Below are 21,895 nucleotides of genomic sequence, written 5' to 3'. Positions count from 1 at the left end.
GCCGCGCATGAGCGCCATGGCATCTCCTCGGGCCCCTCAGCGCATCAGCGTGCGCGAGTACGCCTGCCTGACCACCGAGGCGGTGGAGCCGACGCTGGATTGCGCGCAGGTCAGCGTGACCGCGTTCGACCACCTGTGCCGCCTGAGCGAGCGCTTCTCGCGCAATGGAGCCCGGCTGCTGCAGGTCGAGGGGCGGCAGCGCCTGAAGCTGGACAGCTTCGTCGGGGTGGTTCAAACACCCTGCGGCACGACCCTCGAGATCGTTCCCAAGCACCACGCCGAAGGCGGTGACCTGGACGAGGCGAGAGCCTTGCTGCGCAAGCTCCTGCTGGCCCTGCTGGACTTGCCGACGCGTGAAGTGGGCGCGGCCTCGCTGCAGCTCTTTGACGCGCCCCTCTCAGAGTGGGTGATGCGGAAGTTCCTGCAGCACCTCGATGCGCTGGTGAGTCGCGGGCTGCGCTTCGAGTACCAACGCGTCGAAGAGGAGCTGCCCTTTCTGCGCGGCCAGCTGGACGTAACGCGGCAGCTCCAACAGCCGCCTGGCCGGGAACATCGCTTCCAGGTGCGGCATGAGGTGTACTTGCCGGACCGGCCTGAGAACCGGCTGCTCAAGCGCGCGCTGGAGCGGGTGCGCCAGCACACGCAGGACCCGGACAACTGGCGGCTGGCTCAAGAGCTGAGCTTCCGCCTCGCCGAGGTCCCGGCCAGCCGACAGATTCCGCAGGACTTCCGCGCCTGGGGGCAAGACCGGCTGCTGGCCCACTACCGGCCCGTCAGGCCCTGGTGCGAGCTGATCCTGGGCGAGCACATGCCCTTGGCCCTGGCCGGCGAATTCCAAGGCCTGAGCCTGCTCTTCCCCATGGAGAAGCTCTTCGAGCGCTACGTGGCCCGCTGGCTGCGCCAGCAGCTACCGGCAGAGGCCGTGCTGCGCACCCCGGCCCGGAGCCAGTCCTTGTGCCGGCACGAGCAGCAGGACGTTTTCCAGCTGCAGCCCGACCTGTTCGTGACGCATCAGGGGCAGGCCTGGGTGCTGGACACGAAGTGGAAGCTGCTCGACGCCACCGACCGTGCCCGCAAGTACGGCCTCAGCCAGTCGGACTTTTATCAGCTCTATGCCTACGGGCAGAAGTACCTGGGAGGCCAGGGGCGGATGGCGCTGGTCTACCCAGCCACGGAGCGCTTCCGGGCGCCGCTGCCAGCCTTTGCCTTCGACGAGCGGCTGCAGCTGGAGGTGCTGCCCTTTGACCTGGACCGCGAGTCCATGGGCGGCCTGGAGCGGCTGGGGTTGCCGTCGCATCTCGGAGCGAAGGTGATGGGGTTGGCCGCGTAGTACGGAACTGGACTGACTGTCAGCAACATGGCCACTGAGCCGTGTACAGGGAGATTGACATGAGCGACGACAAAAAATCAGGAGGTTCGGGGCCCAACACTCGATGGTGGGAGTCCTACCTCGTCCGGTACTTCTCGGGAGCGGTTGTCGGAGCGATTTGCCTCAGCGGCATCTTGCTGTACTTGGACTTCCGGTTGTATAGCGGAGAGCACACGACCAAGCCGCTAGACGACAAGGCATTACCAGCGGCCGCCATCGCCTTTCTGCTGATCGCCGGCGGCTTGATGTACTCGTACATCATCAGCGCACCCATCACGGTCATCCATTTCGGCCGCTACTGGCGCTCGAAGATGGAGCAGCACGTACGCTACTTCTGGCTTGGGTGGGTCATCACGCTCATCGGCCTAAACGTACTGATGGCTTCGGGCGTTCTTTCAGCAGCGCCTGATCTCCTCTGCGCCTGGGTCGGGCTGGCCATCATTGCTGTGAGCTACTTGGTTTGCTCTACCCTGGGGGTAGGCCCACGACGCCCACAGAACGCCCGCCCTAAGTCCCGCCGGGCTCAGCGGCGGGAGGAGTCCCAGCTCGACGCCAAACGCTCGATCGGCTGGGCAATGCTCCTCACAGCCATCGTCATGGTCACGACCAAGCTGCTCGGACTACAGGGACGGCCGGCCGTAGTGGCGCTTCTGGCGTTCTCCCTGCCGACAGTGTTTGTCGGATGCATGCAGTACCTCACCCTATTTCGCATCTTCCGAACGGAACGCTGCGTGCATCGCTTCTACCGAGTGCTGACTCGCGCGCGACGGCTTGAGGGGTCAAAGGACATTCGCGAGACCTATACCCACCTTCGAGAGCACTCCAACGCTACGTTCATCGTGCTGCTGGAACTCTGCTTCTCTGCCTTTATCGTCTTCTGCATCGAGGCCTATGTCGGCAGAGGTCAGAGCATCAGCGGCGCCGCGCCTTCGAGAATCATGGGAGAAGGGCTAGTCCTCACGGTCCTGATGCTCACCGCCATGTGGATGACTCCCAACCTGTTCATGTGGTCTCGAGCCAATCAACTTGAACGAGATTTCTCGAAGCGCCCCAGGCTCTACGCTGGAAAGCAGCCCGCAAACGGCAAAGATGACAGTGGATCCGGAGAAGAAGGGGCTACGGCCAAGCGGGCAGAGGGTGCCCCAGCCTAGTTGCCTGGAACGCTGCAAGCGGCCCTATCGCGGCTTGCCCCTTGTGGCGATAGCGTGCGGCCACGGAGGATGACTAATGTTCAATCGGAACTGTCATGACTGAAGATCAACTCGAACAAGAAGCCTTGGGATGGCTCACCAAGCTGGGATGGGCCCACCACCACGGCCAGACCATCGCCCCGGATGGCGATAACGCCCAGCGCTCGGACTACCGCCAGGTGCTGCTGAAGGAGCGCCTGTCTGCTGCCATCGCGCGCCTGAACCCTCACCTGCCAACGGTCGCTCGTGACGATGCCCTGCAGCAGGTCCTCAACCTGGGGATCCCGGCCCAGCTCTCGGCCAACCGTGCCTTCCATAAGCTGCTGGTCAACGGCGTGCCGGTGCAGTACCAGACAGAAGGCGAGACGCGCGGTGACTTCGCTCGCCTGATCGACTGGCAAGACGTGACCCTCAACGAATGGTGGGCAGTCAACCAGTTCACCATCAAGGGGCCGCACCACACCCGCCGCCCGGACATCGTGCTCTTCATCAACGGCCTGCCCCTGGTGCTTGTCGAGCTCAAGAACCCGGCTGACGAGCAGGCGGATATCTGGAAGGCCTACGACCAGATCCAAACCTACAAGGCCCAGATCCCGGACGTCTTCCAGTACAACGAGCTACTGGTCATCTCGGATGGCAGCGAGGCCCGCATGGGCTCACTCTCGGCCAACGCCGAGCGCTTCTTGCAATGGCGCACCATCGATGGGGTGCAGCTGGACCCGCTGGGCGAGTTCAACGAGCTGGAGACCCTGGTGCGTGGCGCGCTCGCACCTGCCCGGCTGCTGGAGTACCTGCGCTTCTTCGTGCTCTTCGAGGACGACGGGCAGCTGGTGAAGAAGATTGCCGGCTATCACCAGTTCCATGCGGTACAGGCGGCCATCCAGCAGGTCGTCGCAGCCTCGCGCGCTGACAACGGCACCGGCACGCGCGGCAAGGGCGGGGTGGTCTGGCACACCCAGGGCAGCGGCAAGAGCATCACGATGACCTGCTTCGCGGCGCGGGTGATGCAGGAGCCGCAGATGGAGAACCCGACCATCGTGGTCATCACCGACCGCAATGACCTGGACGGGCAGCTCTTCGGTGTGTTCAGCCTCTCGCAGGACCTGCTGCGAGAACAGCCCGCCCAGGCCACAACACGGCAGGAGGTGCGGGCCCTCTTGGCCAACCGGCCGTCTGGCGGCATCGTCTTCGCGACCATTCAGAAGTTCATGCCGGGCGAGGACGAAGACCTGTTCCCCATGCTCTCGGATCGCCGCAACATCGTCGTCATCGCCGACGAAGCGCACCGCACCCAGTACGGATTCGAAGCCAAGCTGAAGGAGGTCAAGTTCTCATCAGCCAAGCCGCAAGTGCTGGCCTCTTCAGATGGCGAGGCAACTGCCATTGAACCCTCTACGGCGCATTTCGATCCGGGCGCCAGCTACACCGTCACCAAGTACCAGGTGGGCTACGCGCAGCACCTGCGCGACGCGCTGCCCAACGCGACCTTCGTCGCCTTCACGGGCACCCCGGTATCAGCCGCAGACCGCGACACCCGCGCCGTCTTCGGGGACTACATCCATGTCTACGACATGCAGCAGGCCAAGGAGGATGGCGCCACCGTGGCCATCTACTACGAGAGCCGCTTGGCCAAGCTGCGACTGAAAGAAGACGAGCTGCCCCAGGTCGATGCCGAGGTCGACGAGCTCGCCGAGGACGAAGAGGAAGACGCCCAGGCCAAGCTCAAGAGCCGCTGGGCGGCGCTGGAGAAGGTGGTGGGGGCAGAGCCTCGCGTGGCGGCTATCGCGGCCGACCTGGTAGCGCATTTCGAGGCGAGACTGGCGGCGCAGCCCGGCAAGGCCATGGCGGTGACCATGAGCCGGGACATCTGCGTGCACCTCTACAACGAGATCGTGAAGCTGCGCCCGGACTGGCATGACGAGGACCCCGAAAAGGGCGCCGTCAAGATCATCATGACCGGCTCCGCCAGCGACAAGGCCCTGCTGCGGCCCCACATCTATAACAGCCAGGTCAAGAAACGCCTGGAGAAGCGCTTCAAGGACCCGCTCGACCCCTTGAAACTGGTCATCGTGCGGGACATGTGGCTCACGGGCTTTGACGCGCCCTGCGTGCACACGATGTACGTGGACAAGCCCATGAAGGGCCACAACCTCATGCAGGCCATCGCGCGCGTGAATCGTGTGTTCCGGGACAAGCAGGGCGGCCTTGTCGTGGACTACATCGGCATCGGCAATGAGCTGAGGGCCGCGATGAAGGAGTACACCGCAGCCCAAGGCCGTGGCCGCCCCACGGTGGACGCGAACGAGGCCTACTCGGTGCTGGCAGAGAAGCTGGATGTGCTGCGCACCTTGCTGCATGGCTATGACTGGAGCGGCTTCCTCGCGGGCGGCCACAAGGTCCTGGCCGGCGCGGCCAACCATGTGCTGGGTCTGCCCCTTGAGGCGGGTCTGAGCGGCAAGAAGCGCTTTGCAGACACCGCCCTGGCCATGAGCAAGGCCTTCTCGCTCTGCTGCACGCTGGATGAGGCGAAGGCCGTGCGCGAGGAGGTGGCCTTCATGCAGGCGGTGAAGGTGATCCTGACCAAGCGGGACATCGTGGCGCAGAAGCGCACCGACGAACAGCGCGACCTCGCCATCCGCCAGATCATCAGCCAGGCGGTGGTCTCCGAGAGCGTGGTGGACATCTTCGACGCCGTTGGCCTGGAGAAGCCCAACATCGGCCTGTTGGATGACGACTTCCTGGCGCAGGTGAAGAACCTGCCCGAGCGCAACCTGGCTGTGGAGCTGCTGGAGCGCCTGCTGGAGGGCGAGATCAAGTCCAAATTCGCCACCAACATCGTGCAGCAGAAGAAGTTCTCCGAGCTGCTGGGCAACGTCATCACCCGCTACCAGAACCGCTCCATCGAGACCGCGCAGGTGATGGAAGAGCTGGTGGAGATGGCCAAGAAGTTCAAGGAGGCTGCATCAAGGGGCGAGGCCCTGGGTCTGTCTGACGATGAGGTGCGCTTCTACGATGCCCTGGCCAACAACGAGTCCGCGGTGAAGGAACTCACCGACGAGACCCTCAAGAAGATCGCCCACGAGCTGACCGACAACCTTCGCAAGAACCTCAGCGTGGACTGGTCAGAGCGGGAGAGCGTGCGCGCCAGCCTGCGCCTGATGGTCAAGCGCATCCTGCGCAAGTACAAGTACCCGCCGGACATGCAGGAGGCGGCGGTGGAGCTGGTGTTGCAGCAGGCGCAGGCGTTGGGGGAGAGTTGGGCCTAGGGCCTCGAGCCGAAACATATGCCCGCAAGAATTTCCTTAGGCGTCGCTGCTGTGGTGCAGCTTGATTGCCCAACTGAATAGTCGTCATGGAATATCTTCTCAACTCTGCTGCCATCAAGAATCGCATCGCTGACATCTTTTCCGGTGACCAAGAGAAATGGGCCATCGTGGCGTTTGTAGGGCACGGCGCGCTCGATCAGCTTCCCAAGGGAATCAAGAATCTCAGTGTGGTCTGCTGGCCCAAGGCAGGGGCGACCCACCCAGACGGCGTGCGAAGGCTCCTTCAAGCGGGCATAGCGGTCTATTTCTGTGAGGGGCTACACAGCAAGATCTATTGGTCCAAAGGCCGCGGGCAGATCGTTGGGTCTGCAAATCTATCAGCCAACGCGCTATCCACAGGCCTACAGCATGAATGCGGCGTGTTTACTTCGAACCCGGTACTCCCTTTGGACAAAGTACTTCGGGATCTTGTTTACCAACCCGTAACCGAAGACCGACTCGCCGCGCTCGATATTGAACATGCCAAGGCGCGGTCTAGAGAGCCCGACGCCGATTTTGAGCAAAGCACCACACTGTCCTACTTGGAAGCACGGCGACTGGCGTTACCTAGACGATGGAAGCTGCTCCCCTGGTGGGAACTACGAACTGACAGCAATGCCATTAAGGAGGTCGTACTCCAGCAAACCGGTGGCAACAAGTGGGTGAATGACAACGATGTTGATGAAGGCTTATTCCAGGAAGGCGACTTCGTTCTTCAGTTCAAGCTGGATGAAGGCGACCAAATCGGGACGACACGCAGCATCAAGTGGATGCGCATCGATTTGATTCGGAAAATCCGAGGGACATGGACGGCGATCCAGTTGCGCCCCTTGTCCGATGGACCACCCCCTCCCTTTGAAATTGATACGAAGTTTCGGCGCGCCTTCAAGGCAGCGTTCAACTCTTGCGAGTGGGACGACATCGAGGATCAGTTTGCAACTCCGACGGACCCATTCATGGTCGAGATTGAGAGGCAGTACTAGATGAAGACTAGCCTCAATGTAAGACAAGTGCCCCAGCAAGCCAGCTTAGCTAGCGTGCCAGAGTGAATGCCGAGCTATCCGCACGCATTTGAGCGCGCAGTGCACTGAGGTCGTCATGGACGCCGCGGAGCGCCGCGGTCAACCACGCATCCCTACGCAGCTGACAGCGCCGGATGTCACTGATGATCTGCGAGTAGGTTTCCATTGACATCTTGGATGGGCAAGCCATCCTTGGCCCTAGCCGTGCCTCGAGCTTGCGTTGCTTCAGCCACATGCGCCCGCAGAAGTCGATACGCTGACTGCGGTAGCTGACCACCCTGCACTTGCTGCAGGCAATGCGAGAACGGCCAAGCAGCAGGACGGCCACGCGGCGCTCGCAACCCGGGCACGAGAACCACGGGCGAGATCCGCCGAAGTTGCAAGCAGTCTCAAGAACGGGCACCGCGCTCGTCGTAGAGTTTGTCGCGACACCGTAGTTCAGCGCCAGCCGATCACCAAGCGCTTCAATGCGCAAGGTGGCCAGGGTCCTGTCGGTCCCTGACTCCACCCATCGGCACTGCCACGATCCACCGCGCAACATGCCGGCGCGGGCGAGCATTCGGACGTCCAAGCGACGGAAGTCCTCCGCTCTCGCCCTTCTAGCCGGGCGTCCTGCACCCGGGCGGCTTCCGCCTCGGCTCATGGTCAGCGTCCTATGAATACGAAATCAACTGGGCCGATGGAAACCGCGTCAACTTGGATCCATCAGGCAGCCAGCGACTCCCGGCGCTGGCTGCCCTTGCCCTTGCTGATGAAGATCGACGTGCTGGAGCGCAGGCGCTGCTTGCGCTCCGGTGGCGTCGCCAGCCCGAGCGCATGGACAAAAGCCACGGGGTGTCGCTCAATCAAGTCACGAACCGCAGGCCACACCAGGCTCTTCAGACTGGTGTCGTTGCGGCTGTTCAGTTCCTTGATCACAGCCTTCGCCATGCGCTGCTTGTCAACACCCAGCAGCCGGTCAGGGTACGCATCAAAGCCGAAGGGCACCGCAACTTCTTTGCAGAAGTCGCGCCGCATAGCGAGGAAGCGTGGCCCGGCGCCGACCGCATCGCTGCCAGTCATTCGCCCGTTCAGGAGCGGCAGCACCAGAGCATGCATATGCACTGCAGACTCGTCGCGGTGCACAACTGCACTGAGCATGTTGTCGCTTCCACCAAAGCGCTTGCAGATCCACGCACAGCTTGCCTCGAAGAACTCCGTCTCATTGACGGGGCGGCCGCTGGGCAGGCTCACCACAATCTCCACCGCGCGGACCGCATCCTTACGCAGCTTGGTTATGCCGGCACCCGCCATCATCAAGAGCGCGTGCGATGCGACCCCCTCAGGCGTGTCGGCGCCGCGCAGCACGGCATTGAGCCCACTCCGAGTGGCATCGATGTGACCACCAGGAGCCTGCTCAGCCTCGATGCGGCGCAGATTGTGCTTCGCCGCGATGCAGACGATGCCGGATCCCTTGAGCTTCTTGAGGCGCAAAACGACGCAGCTCATGCTTCACCTCCGAGGAACGCCCAGTGTCCATTTCGGCGAAGCAGATTTCGGAACAACTTCGAGGCGTGCGCGAACAGTTGCCCGTGATCACACAGCGCGTGGTAGTAACTCACGTATCCAAACCAGCGGTGCCTGAAAAATCGGTCCGGCCGCATAAGTTCTTCCATCACCCTAACTCCCAAAGGTGTTAGCGCATATTGGTAACACTGATGCTGCCGGTAGCCAGCATCGCTTGAGCCACGCCAATGACGTCCGCTCCAGATGAGTGGCCAAGCAGCCGGCCTCCGTCGGCTGCCCACACGGTAGCCTTGCGAATCAAGGCTTTGGATCAGCGCCGGTCCATTGGAAACCGCTGCGAGTTCATCAAGCTCCTCGCGATTGATACCCCCAACGCTCAATGCAACCAGTGCACGGAACTGTGCAATCGAACGGGGCCCCATGGATGAGTCAAACAACAAAGCTGGGGCGGCCTCGCCGGTCATTTCACCCTGCCAGATCAGCATGCGCTCACCCCCACCAACTTGCGGATGGACGCAACGGACCAAGCTAGCCGCCCGTTAATACGCGACGGTTGCAGCGGGCCGTTCTGCTTGCAGGCCCACAGACGCAACGTCTGGGGTGAACGGTTGAGATGTTGCGCCGCCATGTTGGTCGGCAGCGTGGCGCGGAACTCTTGGTCCAGCGGGAGGATCACGTATGGGCTATTCATCAATTGCTCAAAGTACGCATTGGTCAGTGCGCTGGGCGGCATTAGGCACTATTTCGAACAATAGGGGTAAGCCTTGTCCGCAGGAGTCAGAGACTCGAAACTCAACAGGCGTCACTAGGCCTGCGCCCGCCTACACGCTCCCCCCAACAGATGCACTTCGAGACCAAACCCTATGACAGAGCATAGGCATCTAGCGGGCCGAATATCGTGGTCAGTCGAGCAGCTTGGGCCTCGCCACACGCGATCAGCGTCAGGCCACATGCACCGAGAGCAACAGCCGAGCAATTGACGGCAACCCACTTCATGACCTCGCCATGTCCCTCAGGTGTCCCCAGGGACTCTCCGGGGACTCCCCACAGACTAGGTGCGGTGTCCACCACCGGAACAGGTAGAGGACTCGCGTCGCCAGGTCGGTGCCTTGTGGCGCTGGCCCCCAGCGCTGCCGCACAACCACGCCAAAGGACCTGTCTGTGCAAGCATGGCGTAGGACGGCTTAGCCAAGGCCGGCAGGAAAGCAGAAACCCAGGCGCAGCGTCTACGTGGCGTCTACGTCTGCGGTTTTCACTGGGCTCGGGATCATCCGAAAATCGAGAGAACCCCGATGGATATTGGTAGGCCGTGCAGGACTTGAACCTGCGACCAAAGGATTATGAGTCCTCTGCTCTAACCAACTGAGCTAACGGCCCTGAGTGACCCGGCCGGCGCCAGGAGCGCGGATTGTATAGGGCAGTTGGCAGCGACCTACTTCTGCGACAGCGCGTTGCTGACCATGCGCGAGGTGATGTCGACGATCTGGATCATGCGGTCGTAGGCCATGCGGGTGGGGCCGATCACGCCCAGGGTGCCCACCACCTGCCCATCCACCTCGTAGGGCGCGGAGACGATGGAGAGCTCCTCGAAGGGCACGACCTGGCTCTCGCCGCCGATATAGATGCGCACGCCCTCGGCGCGGCTGGAGACGTCGAGCAGGCGCATCAGCTGGGTCTTCTGCTCGAACATCTCGAACAGGCGCCGCAGGCTGCCCATGTCGTTGTTGAAGTCCTGCACGGTGAGCAGATTGCGCTCGCCAGAGATCACCACGCGCTCTTCCTCATGCTCCAGTGCCTCGGTGCCGACCTGCACGGCGGTATTCATCAGCAGGCCGATCTCGCCCTTCAGCGCATCCACTTCGCTCCTCAGGCGCTCGCGCACCGCCTCCAGGGTGAGGCCGGCGTAATGGGCGTTGAGGCGGTTGCTGGCCTCGGCCAGCTCGGCCTGGTTGAGATCCTGCGCGGTGAAGATCACGCGGTTCTGCACATCGCCGTCGGGCGAGACCATGATCACCAGCACACGCCGCTCGCCCAGGCGCAGGAACTCGATGTGGTGGAACACGCTGGGCTTGCGCGGCGCGGTGACCACGCCGACAAAGCTCGACAGGCTGGACAGCAGATGCGCGGCGCTGGCGATCACGCGCTGCGGCTGGTCGGGCTGCAACTGCGTCTCGATCGGCCGCGCGTCCGCACCCAGCAGGGCCGGCTGCGCCGTCAGCATGGTGTCGACGAAGAGGCGATAGCCGCGCGCGGTGGGAATGCGGCCGGCACTGGTGTGCGGGCTGGCGATCAGGCCCAGTTCCTCCAGATCGGCCATCACATTGCGTATGGTCGCGGGCGAGAGCTCCAGGCCCGAGGCCTTGGACAGCGTGCGCGAACCCACGGGCTGACCGTCCGCGATATAGCGTTCGACCAGGGTTTTCAGCAGTGATTTGGAGCGCTCGTCGAGCATGGTTTTCATTGTACGGACAGGCCCGCCATGTTCCGCAAGTCGTCGCAACCCTGTGGTGTAATTCTGCGCATGGCCAAGCGATTCCGTCATGTGGCGTTAGTGGGCAAGCACCAGGCCAGGGGCATACGCCCTGTGCTTGAGGAGATTGCCGAGTTCGTGGCCGGCCTCGGCCTGGAAGTCTCGCTGGAGCGCGAGACCGCCCTGAACACCGGCATCACCGCCTTCGACGCCCTCTCCAACGACGAATTAGGCCGCGAGTGCGATCTGGCCATCGTCGTCGGTGGCGACGGCACCATGCTGGGCTTTGCCCGCGAGATGGCAAGACATGGCACCCCGCTGGTGGGCATCAACCAGGGCCGGCTCGGCTTCATCACCGACATCTCGATCGAGCGCTTTCGCGAGGCGCTCGAGCCCATCCTGGCCGGCACCTACGAAAAAGAGCAGCGCGCCATGCTGGAAGGCGCGGTCTGGCGGGATGAGCGCATCATCTTCGAGGGCCTGGCCCTCAACGACGTGGTGGTGAGCCGCGGCGCCACCGCCTCGATGGTGGAACTGCGCGTGGACGTGGGCGACGAGTTCGTGGCCAATCTGCGCGCCGACGGCGTGATCGTCGCCTCGCCCACCGGCTCCACCGCCTATTCGCTGTCGGCCGGCGGGCCCATCCTGCACCCCAGCATCGGCGGCTGGGTGCTGGTGCCGATCGCCTCGCACACGCTCTCCAACCGCCCCATCGTGCTGCCCGACCTGGGCGAGATCCGGCTGGAGATCGTGGCCGGCCGCGATGCCAGCGTGAATTTCGACATGCAGAGCCTGGCCAGCCTGTTGCACGGCGACCGCATCACCGTGCGGCGCTCCAAGCACAAGGTCTGCTTCCTGCATCCGACCGGCTGGAGTTATTACGCCACGCTGCGCCGCAAGCTGCGCTGGTACGAAGGGGTGAGTTGAATGCTGCGGCGCCTGAACCTGCGCGATTTCGTGATCGTGCCCGAACTTGAACTCGACTTCAGCAACGGCTTTGCGGTGCTCACCGGCGAGACCGGCGCCGGCAAGTCCATCCTGATCGACGCCCTGCAGCTCGCGCTGGGCAGCCGCGGCGATGCCGGGGTGGTGCGCGAGGGCGCGGCGCGGGCCGAGATCACGGCCGAGTTCGACCGCCCCGCCTCGCTGCACGACTGGCTCACCGAGGCCGGCTTTGACGGCGACGACGATTGCCTGCTACTGCGCCGTGTCATCGATGCGCAGGGCAAGAGCCGCGCCTGGATCAATGGCAGCGCCGCCACGGTGGCGCAGCTGCGCGAGCTGGCCGACAGCCTGCTCGACATCCATGGCCAGCATGCCTGGCAAGGCCTGACCCGCGCGCCCGCGGTGCGCGCCCTGCTGGACGGTTATGCCGGCATCGAAACCGCGCTGGTCACCAAGACATACGCCGACTGGAAGCAGGCCAGCGAGGGCCTGGAGGCGGCGCAGGCGCGCCAGGGCGAGCTGGCGCGCGAGCATGAACGCCTGAGCTGGCAGATCGGCGAGCTCGATCGCCTGGCGCCCGGCGCCGATGAATGGGACGAGCTGAACGGTGAACACCAGCGGCTCTCGCATGCGCAGTCGCTGATGGATGCGGCGCGCAAGGCGCTCGAAGCTCTCAGCGAGGCCGAGCTCAATGCCGAGGGCCTGACGCAACGCGCGCTGGACGATCTGCAGGACGTGCTGGCCTACGACGCCCGCCTGCAGCCCGCCGTCGAGGCCTTGCAGGGCGTGCAGGCGCAGCTGCAGGATGCCACGCACACGCTCAGCGCCTATTTGCACGGCGCCGACATGGAGCCCGAGCGCTTGCAGGAGCTGGACGAACGCCTCTCCGCCTGGGTGGCGCTGGCGCGCCGCTACCGGCGCCAGCCGGCCGAGCTGCCGGCCCTGCTGCGGGAATGGAAGCAGGAGCTTGCGGCGCTGGACGCTGCCAGCGATCTGGCCGCCCTGCAGGCCGCGCTGGAGCGGACGCGCCAGGCCTATGAACAGGAAGCGCGGCGCCTCAGCGCCGCACGCGCCAAGGCGGCGCCGCAGCTCGCGGCCGCAGTCACCCAGGCCATGCAGCTGCTGGGCATGGCCGGCGGCAGTTTCGAGATCGCCCTGCTCAAGCAGGAACAACCGCAGAGCTTCGGCCTGGAGTCGGCCGAATTCCTGGTGGCGGGACACGCCGGCAGCACGCCGCGGCCGCTGGCCAAGGTGGCCTCGGGCGGCGAACTCTCGCGCATCGCGCTGGCGATCGCCGTCACCACCTGCCAGCAGCAGGACAGCGGCGCCGGCACCCTGATCTTTGACGAGATCGATGCCGGCGTGGGCGGCGCCGTGGCCGAGACCGTGGGCCGGCTGATGAAGCAGCTGGGGCGCGAGCGCCAGGTGCTGGCCGTTACCCACCTGCCCCAGGTGGCCGCCTGCGCCGACCAGCATTTCGTCGTCTCCAAGGCCCTGCGCGCCGGCGTCACCTGCAGCGATGTGCAGCCGGTGCATGGCGAGGCGCGCGTGGCCGAGATCGCCCGCATGCTGGGCGGCGAGCGCCTCTCGTCCACCAGCATTGCCCACGCGCAGGAGATGCTGGATCTCTCCAACACCGGCGCGGCAGCGCGCAGCAAGAAGGCCAGGTCATGAGCAGCAATAGCAAGCGGGGGGCCGAGGCCAAGCCAGCGCCGCAAAGCGATGTGGTGCTGGTCACGGGCGTGTCGGGCGGCGGCAAGTCCATCGCCATGCATGCGCTGGAGGACGCCGGTTTCTTCTGCGTGGACAACCTGCCGCCCGAGCTGCTGCTGGAATTCCTGACGCTGGAAAAGCAGCGCGGCAAGCGCCGCGTCGCGATCGCGGTGGACGTGCGCAGCGCCGGCTCGCTGCCGCACCTGCTGCCGCTCATCAAGCAACTGCGCACCGAGGGTGTGGGCCTGCGCTCGATCTTCCTGGACGCCAATACCGACACCCTGATGCGGCGCTTCTCCGAAACGCGCCGCCCGCATCCGCTGCGTCAGGCCCAGCAGGACGGCGAGGATGCGCACCGCATCCTGCTGGACGCGATCGAGCTGGAGCGCGAGCTGCTGGCGGCGCTGCGCGTGGAGTCAACGGTGATCGACACCAGCCAACTGCGGCCCGCGCAATTGCGCGCCTGGGTGCGCGATCTGGTGGTGGTGAGCGGCACCTCGCTGACCCTGGTGTTCGAATCCTTCGCCTTCAAGCATGGCGTGCCCAGCGATGCCGATTTCGTCTTCGACGTGCGCGTGCTACCCAACCCCTATTACGACCGCGAGCTGCGTCCGCTGACCGGCCGCGATGCGCCGGTGGCCGAGTATCTGGAGGCCCAGCCCGAGGTGCGCCTGATGCTGGGCCAGATCGGTGCCTTCATCTCGCAATGGCTGCCCAATTTCGCGGCCGACCAGCGCAGCTACCTGACCGTGGCGATCGGCTGCACCGGCGGCCAGCACCGCTCGGTCTATCTGGTGGAAACGCTGTCCAAGCAGTTCGCCTATCACGGCCAGGTGCTCAAGCGGCACCGCGAGCTGGACGCGAAGTAATCAGCCCGCCTGCTCGTCCTGCAGCAGCAGGACCATGGCCACCACCGAGACCACCGGAAACAGGATCACCATGCCCAGCAGCCAGGGCAGCACGCGGCGGCCGGCATGCTTGAGGGCCACACCCACGAAGCTGATATGGGCGATCACGCAAACCGCCAGACCGAGGCCCCACAGGGTGGCCTTGGCCCCGTCGACCTCGTCCATATTGGCCGCCGAGATCAGAAACCACAGGCAGGTGGCGCCCGCGAGGGCCGCCACCACGGCCGATTCGATCGCGCTCTTGACGGCGGGCTTGGCAGTGCTTTGCATGGTGTGGGGTCGGCTGTCGAGGGGGGCAAGCATACGCCATCCATCCGCCATCAATCCAGCAGGCGCTTGAGCGGCGCCGGCAGCGCATAACTGGCCAGGCGCTCGCGCGCCACCCAGACGCCGCCGCTCAACTCGGGAGCAGGCCCCGCCACCTCGGCGCGGCGCGGATGCAGCACCCAATCCAGATGCGTCAGCGCGTGCTGGATCACCGGCAGCACCTCGGCGCTGGCGCCCAGGCCGGCAAGTCCGTCCAACTGCCGCTGCAGCGCGGCCTCGTCGTCGAACAGCGGCAGGGTCCACAGCCCCGCCCAGACACCCGTGGCCGGGCGCTGTTCGAGCCAGATGCGGCCCTCATGCTCCAGCCACAACCACCAGTTCTCGCGCCGGCTGCGCTTGAGCTTGCGCGTCTTATTGGGCAGGCGCTGCGGCTCGCCCTGGGCGCGCGCCAGGCACAGCTCGCTCACCGGGCACAGCAGGCATTGCGGCGTGCGCACGCTGCACAGGCTGGCGCCCAGATCCATCAGGCCCTGGGTATAGCTGGGCATGTCGGCGCTGGCGGGCAGCAGCTCGCCGGCCCGCTGCCACAGCAGCTTTTCCTGCGCCGCACTGGCCAGGTCGCCGTCGAAGGCCAGCAGCCTGGACAGCACGCGCTTGACGTTGCCGTCCAGGATGGCGACGCGCTCGCCAAAGCAGAAGGAGGCCACCGCCGCGGCGGTGGAGCGGCCGATGCCGGGCAGGGTCTGCAGGAGTTCGGCGCTGCGCGGAAACTCGCCGCCATGCAGCTCGCAGACGGCCTGGGCGCAGCGGTGCAGATTGCGGGCACGGCTGTAATAGCCCAGGCCCGCCCACAAGGTCAGCACCTCGTCCAGCGGCGCCGCGGCCAGCTCGCGCACGCTCGGGAAGCTGGCGAGAAAGCGCTGGTAATAGCCCAGCACCGTGCTCACCTGGGTCTGCTGCAACATGATCTCGGACAGCCAGACGCGGTAGGGATCGCGTGTGTTCTGCCAGGGCAGCGCGTTGCGCCCATGGCTGCGCTGCCAGGCCACCAAGGTGGGGGCGAACAGGGCTTGGATCGCGGCGGGGTTGGGCTCTTCTTCTCTCATGCGCGGCGCATGCTAACGCGTGAATCAGCGCCTGAGTCAGCGCTTTTGGCAGGACGGGCAGTAATAGGTCGAGCGCTGCCCCTGCACGATGCGGCGTATCGGCGTGCCGCAGACCAGGCAGGGCTCGCCCTCGCGGCCGTAGACCTGGGCCTGCATCTGGAAGCTGCCGGCCACGCCATGCGCGTCCTTGAAGTCGCGCAGCGTCGTGCCCCCGGCCTCCACCGCCTGCGCCAGGATCTCGCGCACCGCCAGGGCCAGGCGGCCGGCACGCGGCCGGCTCAGGCGCTGCGCCTGCAGGCGCGGATCGATGCCGGCGCGGAACAGGGCCTCGCAGGCGTAGATATTGCCGGCGCCCACCACGATGTCGCCCGCCAGCAGGGCCTGCTTGATGGCCACGCGCCGGCCGCTCAGGCCGGCATGCAGATGCGCGCCATCGAAGCGCGCGTCGAAGGGCTCCAGCCCCAGGCCGGCCAGCAGCTTGGCGGCCGGGTCGGCATCCAGGGCATCCGACCAGACCACCGCACCGAAGCGGCGCGGATCGGTCAGGCGCAGGCTGCCGCGGTTGGTGAGCAATTCAAAATGGTCATGCGGCCCGGCCGGCGGCGCATGCTCCCGGAAGGCCAGCGAGCCCGACATGCCCAGATGCAGCAGCAGACCGCCCGGCTCCAGCGGCAGCCAGAGGTATTTGCCGCGCCGCCGCACCTCGCCCACGCGGCGCCCCACCAGACTTTGCGGCGCAACACCCAACGGCCAGCGCAGCGGCTTGCCCAGCCTGAGTTCGAGCACGCGGGCTCCGGCAATGGCGTCGGCAAAGCTGCGGCGCGTGACTTCGACTTCGGGCAATTCAGGCATGACTCATGATACGAGCGACGCCTTGCCTAGAATGACTGCAGGGCCAGCTCGCACGGGCTGGCCCATTCGTTCTCCAGGAGCCCCGCATGCCCGCCTCGAATCGCCGCCCGCCCGCCAAACCGCTGTGGGCGCCGGCCATCCTGTCCGTCCTGATGGGCTGCGCCGCTCCGGCCTGGGCCGCCAGCGAGGCCGACTCCGCACCGGCCGTGATCAGCAATTCGGCGATGGATGCGCCGCTGTTCTACCAGCTGCTGATCGGCGAGCTGGAGCTCAATGCCGGACAGGCCGGCACCGCCTACCAGGTGCTGCTGGACGCGGCGCGCCGCACCCAGGACCAGGCCCTGTTCAAGCGCGTGGTGAGCATTGCCCTGCAGGCACGCGCCGGCGAGCAGGCACTGATCGCCGCCAAGGCCTGGCGCGATGCCTCGCCCGATTCCGTCGACGCCCATCAATCGCTGCTGCAGTTGCTGGCCCTGCTCAACAAGCCGGCCGAGGCTGCCGCGCCGCTGAAGTCGCTGCTGGCCCTGACGCCGGCCGCGCAGCGCGGCGCGGTGCTGGCATCGCTGCCCCAGCTGTTCCAGCGCGCGCCCGAGCCCAAGCAGGTGCTGGCAGGCCTCAAGCCGACGTTGCAGGAGGCGGCCCAACAGCCCGACACCCGCATGATGGGCATGCTGGTGCTGGCCAAGCTGGAGCAGGTGGCCGATGAGGTCGACGACGCCATGGCGCTGATTCGCAGCGCCGCCAGCGAATTCCCAGACGCCGAGGAGCCGCTGATCCTGGCCCTGGATCTGATGGGGCAGCGCGCCGAGGCCGAGACGCTGATCAGGTCGGCCCTGCAGGCCAAGCCCGACAACCACGGCCTGCGCCAGGCCTACGGCCGCGCCCTGGCGCGCGCCCAGCGCCCGGCCGATGCCGCACGCGAGTTCCGCCTGCTGACCGAGCAGATGCCCGACAACCCCTCGTCCTGGCTGGCGCTGGGTTCGCTGGAGCTGGAGCTGGGCCATGCCGAGGCGGCCGACGGCGCGCTGCGCAGCTTTCTGAAACGGCTGGAGGGCGACAAGGCGGCCGAGCCCGAGCTCAGCGATGCCGGCAAGGATGCGCGCCAGCAGGCCTGGCTGCTGCTGGCCCAAGCGGCCGAGATGCGCGGCGAGCTGAAGGCGGCCGAGGCCTGGCTGCTGCGCGTGGATGCGCCGCAGCGCCAGATGGAAACCCAGCTGCGCCGCGCCTCGCTGCTGGCGCGGCAGGGCAAGCTGGCGCAGGCGCGCCAGCTCATCCAGGCCCTGCCCGGCGAGCGCGAACAGGATCTGCGCGCCAAGCTGTTGGCCGAGGCCCAGCTGCTGCGCGATGCACGTGAATGGGCGCCGGCGCTGGACGTGCTGAGCAAGGCCAGCGAGCGCTTCCCGGACGATGCCGATCTGATCTACGAGCGCTCGATGATGGCCGAGAAGCTGGGGCGCACCGCGGAGATGGAAGCGCTGCTGCGCAAGGTGATCGAACTGCGCCCCAGCCACTACCACGCCTACAACGCGCTGGGCTATTCGCTCGCTGATCGCAAGGAGCGCCTGCCCGAGGCGCGCGAGCTGATCGCCAAGGCGCTCAGCTTCGCGCCGCAGGAGCCCTTCATCGTCGACAGCATGGGCTGGGTGGAGTACCGCATGGGCAAGCTCGACGAGGCCGAGCGCCTGCTGCGCCAGGCCTATGGCTCGCGCCCCGACGCCGAGATCGCCGCCCACCTGGGTGAGGTGCTGTGGGCGGCCGGCCAGCGCGACGAAGCCAAGCGCATCTGGGCCGAGGGCAGCAAGCGCGACCCCAAGAACGAAGCCCTGCGCGAGACCATGCAGCGCCTCAAAGCCAAGCCATGAGGCGTGCGCTCGCGCTTTGCGCCTGCCTGGCCCTGGCGGCCTGCGTCAGCGTGCCGCCGCAACCGCAGCCCTATCAGGCCCAGGCCGAGGATCTGCGCCTGAGCGGCCGCCTGAGCGTGCAGGTGGCGGCACTCAACGGCGCCCGCGCCCAGGGCGGCAATGCCGGCTTCGAGCTGCAGGGCTCGGCCAAGGCCGGGCAACTGGAACTCAGCACCCCGCTGGGCAGCCTGCTGGCGCGCGCGCGCTGGAGCGGCAGCGAGGTGCTGCTGCAGACCCCCAGCGATGAACGCCGCTTCGACGATCTCGACGCCCTCACCCGCGAGTTGCTGGGCGAGGCCATTCCCATCGCCGCCATGTTCGACTGGCTGATGGGCCGCCCCTGGCCGCAGGCCGCGCACCTGCGCAGGCCCGGCGACGAGGCCGGCTTCCGGCAACTGGGCTGGGAGGTGGACCTGAGCCGCTACGAGGAGGGTCTGATCCTGGCCAGGCGCAGCACCGAACCCGAGGCCACGCTGCGCGTGCGCCTCGACCCCAAGCCCTGACACGCTGCCATGCAAGCGCTCTACGACGTTCCGGCCCCGGCCAAGCTCAATCTCTTTCTGCATGTGGTGGGCAAGCGGCCCGACGGCTATCACCTGCTCGAATCGGTCTTCGCGCTGATCGACTGGGCCGACACCCTGCACTTCGAGAAGCGCGGCGATGGCCAGTTGCTGCGCCATGACCGGGGCGACGCCCTGCCCGCCGACGACCTCTGCCTGCGCGCCGCGCGCGCCCTGCAGCGCGAGAGCGGCTGCGCGCTGGGCGCCGACATCCATATCGAGAAGCGCCTGCCCGCCGGTGCCGGCATGGGCGGCGGCTCCTCGGACGCCGCCTCCACCCTGCTGGCGTTGAACCGGCTCTGGGGCCTGCACTGGCCGCGCGCACGCCTGCTTCCGCTCGGTCTGAGCCTGGGTGCCGATGTGCCCTTCTTCCTGGGCGGCAGCAATGCCTTTGTCGAAGGCGTGGGCGAAATCCTGCACCCCATCGCGCTGCCCGCCCAGACCCTGGCGGTGCTGAAACCGGCCACGAGCATAGGCACCAAGGAAATATTTTCGTCGCCGCTCTTGCAGAGATCAAAAAGCGTGGCTATAGTAGCGGGCTTTCCTGCACACAATAGCAGCGAAGACAAAACGAGGTCCGACTGGCTTGCCAGCGTGATTCAAGGTTGGGGTCGCAACGATTTGCAAGCCGCCGCCGAGCATCACAGTACCGAAGTGAGTCAGGCGCTGCGACTGCTGCAAGACCGCTTCGGCAACAGCCGGATGACGGGCTCGGGCAGTGCGGTGTTTGCCAGAGTGTCAGGAGAAACGTTGCAAGACGAAGCGCCGCAAGGCGCAGGCATGTCGGACCAGGCCATGGCGACAAATCTGGAGGATCTTCCTCCGGGATGGCTCGGAAAAATATGCCGCAGTTTGGATGCTCATCCGCTTCGCGAATGGGCTGAAGACTGAGTAAAGTTATGGGGTGCTGCAGCTCTGCAGTGTCCTGTGTAGGGGAGTCGCCAAGTTGGTTAAGGCATCGGATTTTGATTCCGACATGCGAAGGTTCGAATCCTTCTTCCCCTGCCAAATTTCTTTTCCACCTCCGGGGCCTTGGCGCCCCGCTCGGCTGGCCAAAGGCCACTGACTCAAAGGATGGCCTGTGCTGCTCAATACCGTCCTCTTCACCGGTAACGCGAACCCGGTCCTCTCCCAAGAAATTGCCACCCATCTGGGCGTGGACCTCGGCAAGGCCGTGGTCGGTCGCTTCTCCGATGGCGAGGTGACGGTCGAGATCCAGCAGAACGTGCGTGCCCGCGACGTGTTCGTGATCCAGCCGACCTGCGCGCCGACCAACGAGAACCTGATGGAACTGCTCATCATGGTCGATGCCTTGAAGCGTGCCAGCGCACGCCGCATCACCGCGGTGATCCCCTACTTCGGCTACGCCCGCCAAGACCGCCGCCCGCGCTCCACGCGCGTGCCGATCTCGGCCAAGGTGGTGGCCAATCTGCTGGAGACCGTGGGCGTCGAGCGCGTGCTCACCATGGACCTGCACGCCGACCAGATCCAGGGCTTCTTCGACATCCCGGTCGACAACATCTACGCCTCGCCGGTGCTGCTGTCGGACCTGAAGGCCCGCAACTATTCCAACCTGGTGGTGGTCAGCCCCGACGTCGGCGGCGTGGTGCGCGCCCGCGCCCTGGCCAAGCAGCTGGGCTGCGACCTGGCCATCATCGACAAGCGCCGCCCCGCGGCCAATGTCTCCGAAGTGATGCATGTGATCGGCGAAATCGACGGCCGCAACTGCGTCATCATGGACGACATGATCGACACCGCCGGCACGCTGGTGAAGGCTGCCGAGGTGCTGAAGGACCGCGGCGCCAAGAGCGTGTTTGCCTATTGCACCCACCCCATCCTGTCCGGCCCGGCGATCGAGCGCATTTCCGGTTCGCACCTGGACGAGGTGGTGATCAGCAACACCATTCCCCTGTCCGACGCGGCCAAGGCCTGCGGCAAGATCCGCCAGCTGTCGGTGGCCTTCCTGTTCGCCGAGACCATCCGCCGCATTTCGGACGGTGAGTCGGTGACCTCCTTGTTCTCGGAGCAGAACAACAACTTCTAAGACATTGGCGCCGGGCCCTCACGGGCGTGGCGTGATGAGCCGTGATCGCAAGATCACATTCCTTGAGCACCTGGTCGCGGGTGCTCTATCCATTTTGGAGAACCATATGAAATTCACCGCTTTCGAGCGCAAGCTGCAGGGGACCGGAGCGAGCCGCCGCCTGCGTATCTCGGGCAAGGTGCCTGCCATTGTGTACGGCGCTGGCGAACCCGCCACCATCGAGCTGGACCACAACGCGCTGTTCCACGCCATGAAGAAGGAAGCCTTCCACAGCTCCATCCTCGAGATGGAACTGAACGGCGCCGTCTCGCAAGTGCTGCTGCGTGATTACCAGATGCACCCCTACAAGCCGCAAGTCCTGCACGTGGACTTCCAGCGCGTGGACAGCACCACCAAGATCACCAAGAAGGTGCCCCTGCACTTCGTGGGCGAAGAGAACTCGCCGGCCGTCAAGCTGGACCACTGCACCGTCAACCACGTTGTGACGCAGCTGGAAATCACCTGCCTGGCCCAGCAGCTGCCCGAGTTCATCGAAGTGGACCTGAGCGGCCTGACCAAGGGTCATTCGGTGCACGTGAACGACATCAAGCTGGCCGATCACATCAAGGTCAAGGTCCACGGCAAGCCCAACCCCGTGATCGCCACGCCGGTTGAGCCGGTGGCCGAAGAGGTCATCGTGGTCGCCGCCGCTCCTGCCGACGACGGCAAGGGCAAGAAGAAGGGCAAGAAGTAATTCT

At 65.5% G+C, this 21,895-nt stretch carries 19 protein-coding genes and 2 tRNA genes; 13 read left to right on the top strand and 8 right to left on the bottom strand.

Annotated elements, in window-relative coordinates; translation table 11 throughout:
• Positions 1-7: 7 nt before the first annotated feature.
• The 4 genes from AC3WQY_RS05805 (at position 8) to AC3WQY_RS05790 (ending at position 6,847) form a co-directional block, all read left to right on the top strand.
• Positions 8-1,330 carry an McrC family protein gene (locus AC3WQY_RS05805; protein WP_492706569.1) on the top strand — a complete coding sequence of 441 codons (1,323 nt, stop codon included), beginning with the start codon at positions 8-10 and terminating at the stop codon, positions 1,328-1,330.
• A 59-nt stretch (positions 1,331-1,389) separates the two neighbouring features.
• Complete coding sequence (locus AC3WQY_RS05800) at positions 1,390-2,520, top strand: hypothetical protein (RefSeq protein ID WP_492706567.1); 1,131 nt, start codon at positions 1,390-1,392, stop codon at positions 2,518-2,520.
• A 95-nt stretch (positions 2,521-2,615) separates the two neighbouring features.
• The gene (locus tag AC3WQY_RS05795; RefSeq protein WP_492706565.1) at positions 2,616-5,825 is read left to right on the top strand and encodes a type I restriction endonuclease subunit R; all 3,210 of its coding nucleotides are present in this window, start codon (positions 2,616-2,618) and stop codon (positions 5,823-5,825) included.
• Between the two features lie 86 nt (positions 5,826-5,911).
• Entirely contained in the window at positions 5,912-6,847 is a 936-nt protein-coding gene (locus AC3WQY_RS05790) for a phospholipase D family protein (protein WP_492706563.1), read from the top strand.
• A 744-nt stretch (positions 6,848-7,591) separates the two neighbouring features.
• Here AC3WQY_RS05790 and AC3WQY_RS05785 read toward each other — a convergent pair.
• The 5 genes from AC3WQY_RS05785 to hrcA form a co-directional block, all read right to left on the bottom strand.
• A complete protein-coding gene (locus AC3WQY_RS05785) occupies positions 7,592-8,374 on the bottom strand; it encodes a plasmid recombination protein (RefSeq protein WP_492706561.1) in 783 nt (260 codons plus the stop codon).
• Positions 8,371-8,877, bottom strand: a complete 507-nt coding sequence (locus AC3WQY_RS05780) for a hypothetical protein (RefSeq protein ID WP_492706559.1) — start codon at positions 8,875-8,877, stop codon at positions 8,371-8,373. The genes AC3WQY_RS05785 and AC3WQY_RS05780 overlap by 4 nt, the downstream gene beginning before the upstream one ends.
• Positions 8,871-9,083, bottom strand: a complete 213-nt coding sequence (locus AC3WQY_RS05775) for a MerR family transcriptional regulator (RefSeq protein ID WP_492706557.1) — start codon at positions 9,081-9,083, stop codon at positions 8,871-8,873. Before AC3WQY_RS05775 ends, AC3WQY_RS05780 begins: the two co-directional genes overlap by 7 nt.
• 609 nt (positions 9,084-9,692) lie before the next feature.
• Positions 9,693-9,769: transfer RNA gene (locus AC3WQY_RS05770), tRNA-Ile, on the bottom strand.
• Positions 9,770-9,824: 55 nt separating this feature from the next.
• On the bottom strand, positions 9,825-10,844 hold the full coding sequence (hrcA, locus tag AC3WQY_RS05765; protein ID WP_492706555.1) for a heat-inducible transcriptional repressor HrcA: 1,020 nt from the start codon (positions 10,842-10,844) through the stop codon (positions 9,825-9,827).
• 69 nt (positions 10,845-10,913) lie between these two features.
• On the opposite strand from hrcA, the gene AC3WQY_RS05760 reads away from it, so the two are divergent.
• Genes AC3WQY_RS05760 through rapZ form a run of 3 tightly spaced genes read left to right on the top strand, consistent with a single transcriptional unit; the run spans position 10,914 to position 14,389 of the window.
• Entirely contained in the window at positions 10,914-11,789 is an 876-nt protein-coding gene (locus AC3WQY_RS05760; RefSeq protein WP_285233524.1) for an NAD kinase, read from the top strand.
• On the top strand, positions 11,790-13,481 hold the full coding sequence (gene recN, locus AC3WQY_RS05755; protein WP_492706553.1) for a DNA repair protein RecN: 1,692 nt from the start codon (positions 11,790-11,792) through the stop codon (positions 13,479-13,481).
• A complete protein-coding gene (rapZ, locus tag AC3WQY_RS05750; RefSeq protein WP_285233526.1) occupies positions 13,478-14,389 on the top strand; it encodes an RNase adapter RapZ in 912 nt (303 codons plus the stop codon). The genes recN and rapZ overlap by 4 nt, the downstream gene beginning before the upstream one ends.
• On the opposite strand, the gene AC3WQY_RS05745 is transcribed toward rapZ, so the two are convergent.
• The 3 genes from AC3WQY_RS05745 to mutM are packed head-to-tail and all read right to left on the bottom strand — an operon-like array spanning position 14,390 to position 16,653.
• A complete protein-coding gene (locus AC3WQY_RS05745; RefSeq protein WP_492706551.1) occupies positions 14,390-14,698 on the bottom strand; it encodes a hypothetical protein in 309 nt (102 codons plus the stop codon).
• Between the two features lie 50 nt (positions 14,699-14,748).
• Positions 14,749-15,801 carry an A/G-specific adenine glycosylase gene (mutY, locus tag AC3WQY_RS05740; RefSeq protein ID WP_492706549.1) on the bottom strand — a complete coding sequence of 351 codons (1,053 nt, stop codon included), beginning with the start codon at positions 15,799-15,801 and terminating at the stop codon, positions 14,749-14,751.
• 36 nt (positions 15,802-15,837) lie between these two features.
• Positions 15,838-16,653, bottom strand: a complete 816-nt coding sequence (mutM, locus tag AC3WQY_RS05735; RefSeq protein WP_492706547.1) for a bifunctional DNA-formamidopyrimidine glycosylase/DNA-(apurinic or apyrimidinic site) lyase — start codon at positions 16,651-16,653, stop codon at positions 15,838-15,840.
• Positions 16,654-16,739: 86 nt separating this feature from the next.
• On the opposite strand from mutM, the gene AC3WQY_RS05730 reads away from it, so the two are divergent.
• The 6 genes from AC3WQY_RS05730 (at position 16,740) to AC3WQY_RS05705 (ending at position 21,891) form a co-directional block, all read left to right on the top strand.
• Positions 16,740-18,515: a tetratricopeptide repeat protein gene (locus AC3WQY_RS05730; RefSeq protein ID WP_492706545.1), complete on the top strand. Its 1,776-nt coding sequence runs from the start codon at positions 16,740-16,742 to the stop codon at positions 18,513-18,515.
• Entirely contained in the window at positions 18,512-19,057 is a 546-nt protein-coding gene (locus tag AC3WQY_RS05725; RefSeq protein WP_492706543.1) for an outer membrane lipoprotein LolB, read from the top strand. The genes AC3WQY_RS05730 and AC3WQY_RS05725 overlap by 4 nt, the downstream gene beginning before the upstream one ends.
• Before the next feature lie 9 nt (positions 19,058-19,066).
• Positions 19,067-20,005: a 4-(cytidine 5'-diphospho)-2-C-methyl-D-erythritol kinase gene (gene ispE, locus AC3WQY_RS05720; RefSeq protein ID WP_492706541.1), complete on the top strand. Its 939-nt coding sequence runs from the start codon at positions 19,067-19,069 to the stop codon at positions 20,003-20,005.
• A gap of 40 nt (positions 20,006-20,045) precedes the next feature.
• A tRNA-Gln gene (locus tag AC3WQY_RS05715) sits at positions 20,046-20,122 on the top strand.
• A 73-nt stretch (positions 20,123-20,195) separates the two neighbouring features.
• On the top strand, positions 20,196-21,158 hold the full coding sequence (locus AC3WQY_RS05710) for a ribose-phosphate pyrophosphokinase (protein WP_285233533.1): 963 nt from the start codon (positions 20,196-20,198) through the stop codon (positions 21,156-21,158).
• Between the two features lie 106 nt (positions 21,159-21,264).
• On the top strand, positions 21,265-21,891 hold the full coding sequence (locus tag AC3WQY_RS05705; RefSeq protein ID WP_285233534.1) for a 50S ribosomal protein L25/general stress protein Ctc: 627 nt from the start codon (positions 21,265-21,267) through the stop codon (positions 21,889-21,891).
• Positions 21,892-21,895 lie beyond the last annotated feature (4 nt).

Source organism: Roseateles sp. FW301-B2 (genome assembly GCF_058788955.1).
The sequence above is the reverse complement of the archived record's forward strand: the minus strand, read 5'-3'. Positions and strand labels throughout refer to the sequence as shown.

Bases quoted from the DNA above. Each gene is read 5' to 3' on its own strand.
- hrcA (WP_492706555.1), bottom strand. From the start codon at position 10,844: ATGCTCGACGAGCGCTCCAAATCACTGCTGAAAACCCTGGTCGAACGC.
- AC3WQY_RS05775 (WP_492706557.1), bottom strand. From the start codon at position 9,083: ATGAATAGCCCATACGTGATCCTCCCGCTGGACCAAGAGTTCCGCGCC.
- ispE (WP_492706541.1), top strand. From the start codon at position 19,067: ATGCAAGCGCTCTACGACGTTCCGGCCCCGGCCAAGCTCAATCTCTTT.
- AC3WQY_RS05780 (WP_492706559.1), bottom strand. From the start codon at position 8,877: ATGCTGATCTGGCAGGGTGAAATGACCGGCGAGGCCGCCCCAGCTTTG.
- AC3WQY_RS05725 (WP_492706543.1), top strand. From the start codon at position 18,512: ATGAGGCGTGCGCTCGCGCTTTGCGCCTGCCTGGCCCTGGCGGCCTGC.
- AC3WQY_RS05730 (WP_492706545.1), top strand. From the start codon at position 16,740: ATGCCCGCCTCGAATCGCCGCCCGCCCGCCAAACCGCTGTGGGCGCCG.
- recN (WP_492706553.1), top strand. From the start codon at position 11,790: ATGCTGCGGCGCCTGAACCTGCGCGATTTCGTGATCGTGCCCGAACTT.
- AC3WQY_RS05745 (WP_492706551.1), bottom strand. From the start codon at position 14,698: ATGCAAAGCACTGCCAAGCCCGCCGTCAAGAGCGCGATCGAATCGGCC.
- AC3WQY_RS05795 (WP_492706565.1), top strand. From the start codon at position 2,616: ATGACTGAAGATCAACTCGAACAAGAAGCCTTGGGATGGCTCACCAAG.
- rapZ (WP_285233526.1), top strand. From the start codon at position 13,478: ATGAGCAGCAATAGCAAGCGGGGGGCCGAGGCCAAGCCAGCGCCGCAA.
- AC3WQY_RS05805 (WP_492706569.1), top strand. From the start codon at position 8: ATGAGCGCCATGGCATCTCCTCGGGCCCCTCAGCGCATCAGCGTGCGC.
- AC3WQY_RS05790 (WP_492706563.1), top strand. From the start codon at position 5,912: ATGGAATATCTTCTCAACTCTGCTGCCATCAAGAATCGCATCGCTGAC.
- AC3WQY_RS05800 (WP_492706567.1), top strand. From the start codon at position 1,390: ATGAGCGACGACAAAAAATCAGGAGGTTCGGGGCCCAACACTCGATGG.
- AC3WQY_RS05785 (WP_492706561.1), bottom strand. From the start codon at position 8,374: ATGAGCTGCGTCGTTTTGCGCCTCAAGAAGCTCAAGGGATCCGGCATC.
- AC3WQY_RS05705 (WP_285233534.1), top strand. From the start codon at position 21,265: ATGAAATTCACCGCTTTCGAGCGCAAGCTGCAGGGGACCGGAGCGAGC.
- mutY (WP_492706549.1), bottom strand. From the start codon at position 15,801: ATGAGAGAAGAAGAGCCCAACCCCGCCGCGATCCAAGCCCTGTTCGCC.
- mutM (WP_492706547.1), bottom strand. From the start codon at position 16,653: ATGCCTGAATTGCCCGAAGTCGAAGTCACGCGCCGCAGCTTTGCCGAC.
- AC3WQY_RS05760 (WP_285233524.1), top strand. From the start codon at position 10,914: ATGGCCAAGCGATTCCGTCATGTGGCGTTAGTGGGCAAGCACCAGGCC.